Raw genomic sequence first — 7,205 nt, 5'->3', positions numbered from 1 at the left:
ACGCCCCCGCCGCCGACCGCAGAAACCCCGCCCGCACCACCCGGTCCGCCAAGACCCCACGGACACCGTGCGCGGCCCGAACCACCACATCGACCTCTTCTGCTGTGGCCTCCACCGCAACCTGTTCGCGCTGCTTCCCGGTTCGGGGGTCGACACTCCAGACTGGTGCTGCTGCCATCGCGGCTTCCTTCCGGTCTCTGCCACCCAACCGGGTTCGTTCGGTATTCTGAACGCAGTTCCTGGTGGTGAATGCTGGGGACTCTATTTCCGGGCGTTCCGCGCGGTCAAGAAGGGGCGTAGAGCAATGTCAGTCGCCGATTCCGGTGGAGCACAGGTCAAGTCCGCGGTACGGACGGTGGAGTTGCTCGAGTACTTCGCCGGGCGGCCCGGCATGCACTCGCTCTCCGCGGTCCAGGAGGCCGTCGGTTACCCCAAGTCCAGCCTCTACATGCTGCTGCGCACCCTGGTGGAGCTCGGGTGGGTGGAGACGGACGCGACGGGGACGAGGTACGGCATCGGGGTGCGCGCCCTGCTGGTCGGCACGTCGTACATCGACGGCGACGAGGTCGTGGCCGCCGCGCGGCCCACGCTGGACCGGCTCTCCGACGACACCACGGAGACCATCCACCTCGCCCGGCTCGACGGCACGAACGTGGTGTACCTGGCGACCCGGCAGTCGCAGCACTATCTGCGCCCCTTCACCCGGGTCGGGCGGCGGCTGCCCGCGCACTCCACGTCGCTGGGGAAGGCGCTGCTCGCCACGTACAGCGACGAGCAGGTGCGCAAGCTGCTGCCGGAGACGCTCGCGCCGCTGACGGAGCACACCGTCACGGACCGCGAGAAGCTCATCGAGGAGCTGCGCCTCATCCGCGAGCAGGGCTACGCCGTGGACCGCGAGGAGAACACCCTCGGACTGCGCTGCTTCGGCATCGCCATCCCCTACCGGACCCCGGCGCGCGACGCGATCAGCTGCTCCGTGCCGGTGGCCCGGCTCACGCCGGCGCACGAGCAGATGATCAAGGACGCGCTGTTCGACGCCCGCGACCGTCTCACACTCGCCACCCGGAGGCTCTGAAGATGAACGTCGTACTGCGCGAGGTCCAGGACAACGACCTGCCGGTCTTCTTCCGGCACATGAGCGACCCCGAGTCCAACCGGATGGCCGCCTTCACCAGTAAGGACCCCACCGACCGTGCCGCGTTCGACGCGCACTGGGCACGCATCCGCGCCTCGGACGCGGTGATACGGACGGTGGTCGCCGACGGTTCCGTGGTCGGCCACACCGCCGTGTACGGGCCTCCGGAGGAGCGGGAGGTGACGTACGTCGTCGACCGCGCGCACTGGGGCCGCGGCATCGCGACCCTGGCGCTGCGCGCCCTGCTGGACGCGGTGCCGGTGCGGCCGCTGCACGCCCGTGCGGCGGCGGACAACGCGGGGTCGATCCGGGTGCTGGAGAAGTGCGGGTTCGTGGTGACGGGACGGGACCGGGGGTTCGCCAACGCGCGGGGCGAGGAGACGGACGAGGTCCTGCTGACCCTGCGGGCGTAACGCCCTCCGGTGGGCCAGGGGCCGCTCCCCCGCGTGGCGGAGGGGAATCGTCGCCGGGCAGGACGTGCGGCCGCCGGGTGTGGCGGGAGGGTGGGGGCATGACAACGAGCACCGCCGAGACCGGCCTCACCCCACAGCCCAGTACCGTCAGGTCCGCGCTGCGCGCCGTCGCGATCGTGGCCTGTGCGCCGTACCTCGCGCTGAAGATCACGTGGATCGCGGGCAGCCGCGCCGGCATCCCCGACGGCAGCCCGCTGCTGGACCACCGCGTGCTGATGGCCGTCGCCAACAGCGTCACCGTGCTGATGGACGCGGCCGTCATCGTGCTGGCGCTGCTGCTCACCCGGCCGTGGGGGCGGCGGGTGCCGGCCTGGCTGCTGGCCGTGCCGATGTGGGCGGCGACCGGGCTGCTCGCGCCGATCATGGTCGGCTTCCCGCTGCAGCTGATCGGCGTCGCCCTCGGCGGCAGCAGGATGCAGGACGCGGCGGACGAACCGTTCCTCGACGGCTGGGTGTTCAACGTCGTCTACGGCGGCTTCATCGTCCAGGGCATCGCCCTCGGCACGCTCTTCGTGCTCTACGCCAAGGACCGCTGGGGCCATCTGCTGCGGGGCCAGGTGTGGGACCTGCCGTCCCGCGCGACGGGCCCCTTCATGCGGGCGGCCGCCGTCGCGGGGTCGCTGCTCGCGCTCTTCCCGGCCGCCATGCACACGCTGTGGCTGACCGGCTCGACGGCCGCGCTCCCGGCCGACCGGATCGCGCAGCGCACCACGGACTTCTATCTGCTGGAGCTCTCCCGGATCGCCTTCGTCGCCGTCGCCGTCGCCGGCGTGCTGCTCCTCGCCCTGCGGCCCCGGCCGTCCCTCTCCCTGCGGCCGACGCTGACGGCGGCCTGGATCGGGGCGAGCGCGATGGGCGCCTGGGGCGGGTGGATGCTGCTCGCCTCCCTCATGCCCGAGTCCGAGGGCGCCGAGGGCCCCTCCGCGCTGCTGACGCTCGCCTACGCTGGGGAAATGATCTCCGGTCTGCTGCTGAGCTGCGCCGTGGCCTCCTTGCTCCGCAGGCGCGGCGCGTGACGGTGTCGGGACTGCGGACGATGCCCGGGCCGAAGGCGGTGTCCGGGCTGAGCCCGCGGGCCGCCGGCCGGGCGCTGTTCGGCCGGCGGGCCAGGCTGCGCTGGGTCCATCTGGTGCTCGGCGGCGCGTTGTTGATGCCGTTCTGGCTGGTCGGCGTGGTGTCCCTGGGGCCGTTGGCGGGCGAGCAGGCCATGTGGCCGCGCTCGCCGGCCCTGATCTTCGCTGCGTACGGCGTCGCCCTGCCGCTCGCGGCGATCGCCGGCCTGTTCCCGACGGCCAGGCCGCTGTCGGTGGGCGTCGCCCGCGCGCTGTGCGGGGTGCCCGGCGAACGACTCGCGGACGGACACGCGCGGACCCGGGCAGAACGGTTGCGCACCGCGGGCTGGTGCACCCTGCACATGGGGGTCGGGGCGCTGGTCAGCGGCGTGTCCCTCGCGCTGCCGCCGTTCGCCGTCGCGCTGATCGTCGCGCCGGCCATCCCGGGGGTACGGGAGTATCTGCGGCTCGGGCCGTCCGTCTGGTCGTCGGTGCTGGCGCCGCTCGCGGGGGCCGGGATGCTGCTGGCGCTCGCGGCCGTGTCCGCCGCCGCCGGGGCGCTGCTGGCCCGCCAGGCGCAGCTGCTGCTGGGGCCCACGCCCGCCGACCGGCTCGCCGCGGCGGAGCGCCGGGCGACGGAACTGGCGGAGCGCAACCGCCTCGCCCGCGAGCTGCACGATTCCGTGGGCCACGCGCTGTCCGCCGTCGCCCTGCAGGCGGGCGCGGCCCGCAAGGTGCTGGACAGCGACCGGGCCGGGGACGTGGAGTTCGTACGGGAGGCGCTGGCCGCGATCGAGGAGACCACCCGGCGCACGGTGGGTGAGCTGGACGCGGTGCTGGGCCTGCTGCGTCAGGACGGTGACGGCGGGGAGCGTCCCGGCGGGCCGACGCTGCAGGGGCTGCAGGGGCTGCTGTCCCGCAGCGGCGTCCCGGTGTCGTTGCACACCCGGGGTGCGCTGTCGGCCGTGGCCGCGCCGGTCTCCCGGGAGGCGTACCGGATCGTCCAGGAGGGGCTGAGCAACGCCCTGCGCCATGCCGGGGCTTCGCCGGTGACACTGTGGATCGTCACAGGCGACGACGAGTTGGAGATCAGGATGGAGAATCCGCTGCCCGAGCGCGCCCCGGTGGTGCGCCCCGGAGGCGGCCGCGGGCTGCGCGGCATCGCCGAGCGCGCCGTGCTGCTCGGCGGCCGGTCGGAGGCCGGGCCGCACGAGGGGGTCTGGCGGCTGTCCGCCACGCTGCCGCTGGAGGGGCGCCGATGAGCACGGTCCGGATCGCCGTCGCCGACGACGAGCGCATGGTGCGCACCGCGCTGCGCGTGATCCTGGACGCCGAGCCCGACCTGGAGGTCGTCGGCGAGGCGGCGACGGGCGCGGAGGCGGTCGCCCTGGTGCGGGAGGTGCGCCCGGACGTGGTGCTGATGGACGTCCGGATGCCGGAGGTCGACGGCATCCGGGCCACGGAGCAGATTCTCGCCACCATGGAGGAACCGCCGCGGATCGTCGTCGTGACGACGTTCGAGAACGACTCCTACGTGTACGACGCGCTGTGTGCCGGGGCGGCCGGCTTTCTGCTGAAGCGGGCCGCGGCGCAGGAGCTGGTGCAGGCGGTACGGCTGGTCGCCCGCAGCGACTCGCTGCTGTTCCCGTCGGCCGTGCGCGCGCTCGCCGCCGCGTACGGCCGCAGCCGGCCCGCGGCCGCGCCGCGCTGGGCGGCGCGGCTGACCGAGCGCGAGGGGGAGGTGCTGCGGCTGATGGCCACCGGCCTGACGAACGCGGAGATCGCCGGCCGGATGGGCGTGGGCCCGGCGACGACGAAGACCCACGTCGCGGCGGTCCTCGCCAAGATCGGCGCCCGGGACCGCACCCAGGCGGTGATCGCGGCGTACGAATCGGGCTTCGTCTCGCCCCGCTGACGGGACCGCACGCGAAGAGCAGGCCAACTCCCGTACTGAGCGGACTGCCGGCGGGCCGCTGCTGCGCCGACTGCCGGAACGGGTGCTCGCGGCGGCCGGCATCGCGGTGTTCGCGACCGGGGCCGCGCTGCGGGCGCTCCCGTACGACGCGGTGGCGCTGGTGTGCAGCGGGGCGATCGGACTGGGGCTGCCGTGTGTGCTGATCGCGGCGATGACGGCGGTGCAACGGGAGGCGCCCGCCGCGTGGGGGGGGCCGTACGGCGGCGACCGCGAGCACGCTGCTGTTCGTCCCGAACGCGGTGGCACTGGCGATCGGCGCGGGCCTGGTGGCGGTGGCGGACGTGCGGGTGCTGCTGGCGGTGGTCGGCGCCGTGGGGGTGGCCTCCGCGCTGGTGCTCGGGGCGGGCAGGGCCGCCGCGCCCGCCCCCACAGAGGCGGAGCGCGGCCCCCTGCCGGGTGACCGGGTGTAGCGGGGGCCTCGGCTACGACAGCGCGGACCCCAGCTGGGCCAGGTCGGCGTCGGAGGCCAGGCCCGCGTGGTAGAGGCGCAGCTCCGTCGCGCCGAGGGAGGCGGCCTTCGCGGCGGACGCCGCGAGGGCGGCGGGCGCGCCGCCCATGCCGGTCACGACCGTGAAGTTCGCGGCGAGCACCGTCCGGTCCGTCGCGTGCGCCGCGAACGGCTCCAGCAGCTGCGGCCCCCGGGTGCACGGCACGACGACGCCGTCGGCGACCGCCAGGATGTGCGCCGGGTCGACACCGGCGTTCGCGCCGCAGTGGTGGGCCTCCGGGTCCGCGTGCAGCAGGACCTGGAAGCCTTCCGGGGCCGCGGCCCGCACCGCCGCGACCGCGTCCTCCTGGAGCGTGCGCGCCGCGCGCGTACGAAACTCCCGTACCGCCTCCGCCGGCTGCTCCTCGAGCGGCCGCACCGGCGCGCCGTGCCCGTGCCAGACCGGCTCCAGCGCGTCGCGCACCGACGCCGCGAGCCGCCCGGGGTCCAGGCCCAGGCTCCCGTAGCCGTCCCGGCAGGACGGGCAGAAGCAGAGCGACATCAGGTACTGCGCCGCGTCGTCGAGAGCGACACCCGCGATCTTGTCGTGGGCGTGCAGATGGGCCGCCCCGTACCAGCCGCAGGACTCCAGCTCGGTGCCCCGCGCCCCCGGCCGGACCGCCGCCTCCGCCGCCAGTGACACCAGGTACTCCCGCACCGCGGGCTGTGCGATGCAGGGCGCCCAGGGGTAGCGGTCGCCGTAGGCGTTGACGACGGAGGTGTCCGGATGTTCGGCGCCCATACGGGAGTTGTGCGCCAGCACCACCCAGCTGTGGACGTCGAGCCCGGCGGCCTCCAGCACGGCCGCCGCCTCGCCGTACGCGTCGCCCGGCGCCCACTGTCCCGCCGCGTACGGCCGCAGCTCGCGCCCGGCCCAGCGCGCCTCGCCGGGCGGGTAGAGCACCGCGGCGTACTCGGCGGTGACGATCCGGTGGCGGGGGTGGCGCGGCGTCAGGGCGCGGGTGGAGTGGTAGGCGGAGGCGAGGGTGACCTGCCGGACGCCGAGGTCCGCGATCCGGGCGGCCGCGTCCGGGTCGCCCACGATGTCCCACGGGTACAGGAAAGCGGCGGCCTTCACACGCCCTCCTTCAGCAGCGCCCTGCCCTGCGTGACCAGCGCGGCGAGGGCCTCGATGTGCCGGTCGTCGGGTTCGGTCAGCGGGGGCCGCACCGGGCCGACGTCCAGCCCTTCGAGCCGTACGCCGGCCTTGACGAGCGACACGGCGTATCCGCGGCCTTGGTTGCGCAGTTCGACGAGCGGCACGAAGAAGCCGTCGAGGAGGCGGTTCACCGTCTTGTCGTCGCCGGAGCCGAGCGCCCGGTGGAAGGCGAGGGCGATGTCCGGGGCGAAGGCGAAGGCGGCGGAGGAGTACAGAGTGATGCCGATGCCGCGGTAGGCGGGCCCGGTGAGCTCGGCGGTGGGCAGCCCGTTGAAGTAGAGGAAGTCGCGCTCGGGGAGCTCCTGGCGCACGGCGCTGATGATCCGCTGCATGAGGTCGAGGTCGCCGAGGCCGTCCTTGAGGCCGATGATCCGCGGGACCTTGGCCAGTTCGACGACCGTGCGGGGGGAGAAGACCGCGTTGTCCCGCTGGTAGACGATGACGTCGAGCGACGTCGCGGCGGCGAGGCGGGTGTAGTGGCACAGCAGGCCGGCCTGGTCGGCGGTGACGAGGTAGGGCGGCATGGCGAGCAGTCCGTCCGCACCGGCCTGCTCGGCGGCCTTCGCGTACTGCTCCGCGAGCGCGGTGCCGTAGCCGGCGCCCGCGAGGACGGGCACCCGGCCGGCCGTCTCCTCGACGGCGGCGGCGACGCAGTCGAGGAACTCCCCGGCGGTCAGGGCATGGAACTCCCCCGTCCCGCAGCAGGCGAAGACGGCGGCCGCGCCGGCGTCGACGCCCCGTCGCACATGCGCGCGGAAGGCTCCGAGGTCGAGGGCGCCGTCCGGTCCGTACGCGGTGACGGGGAAGAACAGCGGTCCATGGACCCGGGTCAGCCGGGCTGCGAGCGGATCTGAGGTCACGGGCGCTCCCTGGGCCGTGCTCCGGGCTCCGAGCCCGTGCACAATCATGATTGTTGTCCATATC

At 74.4% G+C, this 7,205-nt stretch carries 8 protein-coding genes and 1 pseudogene; 6 read left to right on the top strand and 3 right to left on the bottom strand.

Translation table 11 applies throughout. From position 1 onward, the window contains the following. A pseudogene (locus tag ACFYOP_RS09830) lies at positions 1 to 178 on the bottom strand (aldehyde dehydrogenase (NADP(+))); the annotation flags it as partial. A 126-nt stretch (positions 179 to 304) separates the two neighbouring features. Here ACFYOP_RS09830 and ACFYOP_RS09825 point away from each other — a divergent pair. The 6 genes from ACFYOP_RS09825 (at position 305) to ACFYOP_RS09800 (ending at position 5,045) form a co-directional block, all read left to right on the top strand. Continuing rightward, the gene (locus tag ACFYOP_RS09825) at positions 305 to 1,075 is read left to right on the top strand and encodes an IclR family transcriptional regulator (RefSeq protein WP_356891730.1); all 771 of its coding nucleotides are present in this window, start codon (positions 305 to 307) and stop codon (positions 1,073 to 1,075) included. A 2-nt stretch (positions 1,076 to 1,077) separates the two neighbouring features. Next, complete coding sequence (locus ACFYOP_RS09820; protein WP_356891732.1) at positions 1,078 to 1,548, top strand: GNAT family N-acetyltransferase; 471 nt, start codon at positions 1,078 to 1,080, stop codon at positions 1,546 to 1,548. Between the two features lie 98 nt (positions 1,549 to 1,646). After that, entirely contained in the window at positions 1,647 to 2,624 is a 978-nt protein-coding gene (locus ACFYOP_RS09815; RefSeq protein ID WP_356891734.1) for a hypothetical protein, read from the top strand. Positions 2,625 to 2,644: 20 nt separating this feature from the next. Beyond that, positions 2,645 to 3,922, top strand: a complete 1,278-nt coding sequence (locus ACFYOP_RS09810) for a histidine kinase (RefSeq protein WP_356892138.1) — start codon at positions 2,645 to 2,647, stop codon at positions 3,920 to 3,922. Next, positions 3,919 to 4,575: a response regulator transcription factor gene (locus ACFYOP_RS09805; protein ID WP_356891736.1), complete on the top strand. Its 657-nt coding sequence runs from the start codon at positions 3,919 to 3,921 to the stop codon at positions 4,573 to 4,575. The genes ACFYOP_RS09810 and ACFYOP_RS09805 overlap by 4 nt, the downstream gene beginning before the upstream one ends. A gap of 299 nt (positions 4,576 to 4,874) precedes the next feature. Continuing rightward, positions 4,875 to 5,045, top strand: a complete 171-nt coding sequence (locus ACFYOP_RS09800) for a hypothetical protein (RefSeq protein WP_388451206.1) — start codon at positions 4,875 to 4,877, stop codon at positions 5,043 to 5,045. A gap of 12 nt (positions 5,046 to 5,057) precedes the next feature. Here ACFYOP_RS09800 and ACFYOP_RS09795 read toward each other — a convergent pair whose 3' ends face one another. Together ACFYOP_RS09795 and ACFYOP_RS09790 are read right to left on the bottom strand one after the other, a co-directional pair. Then, positions 5,058 to 6,200, bottom strand: coding sequence for a hypothetical protein (locus ACFYOP_RS09795; protein WP_356891738.1), 1,143 nt, complete (start codon positions 6,198 to 6,200; stop codon positions 5,058 to 5,060). After that, positions 6,197 to 7,141, bottom strand: a complete 945-nt coding sequence (locus tag ACFYOP_RS09790; protein ID WP_356891740.1) for a 5-dehydro-4-deoxyglucarate dehydratase — start codon at positions 7,139 to 7,141, stop codon at positions 6,197 to 6,199. Before ACFYOP_RS09790 ends, ACFYOP_RS09795 begins: the two co-directional genes overlap by 4 nt. Between the last annotated feature and the right edge of the window lie 64 nt (positions 7,142 to 7,205).

It is taken from the genome of Streptomyces sp. NPDC006294 (assembly GCF_042870895.1).
Taxonomy (GTDB): Bacteria; Actinomycetota; Actinomycetes; order Streptomycetales; family Streptomycetaceae; genus Streptomyces.
Note: the sequence above shows the minus strand (reverse complement) of the source record. Positions and strands in the feature narration are given on the sequence as shown.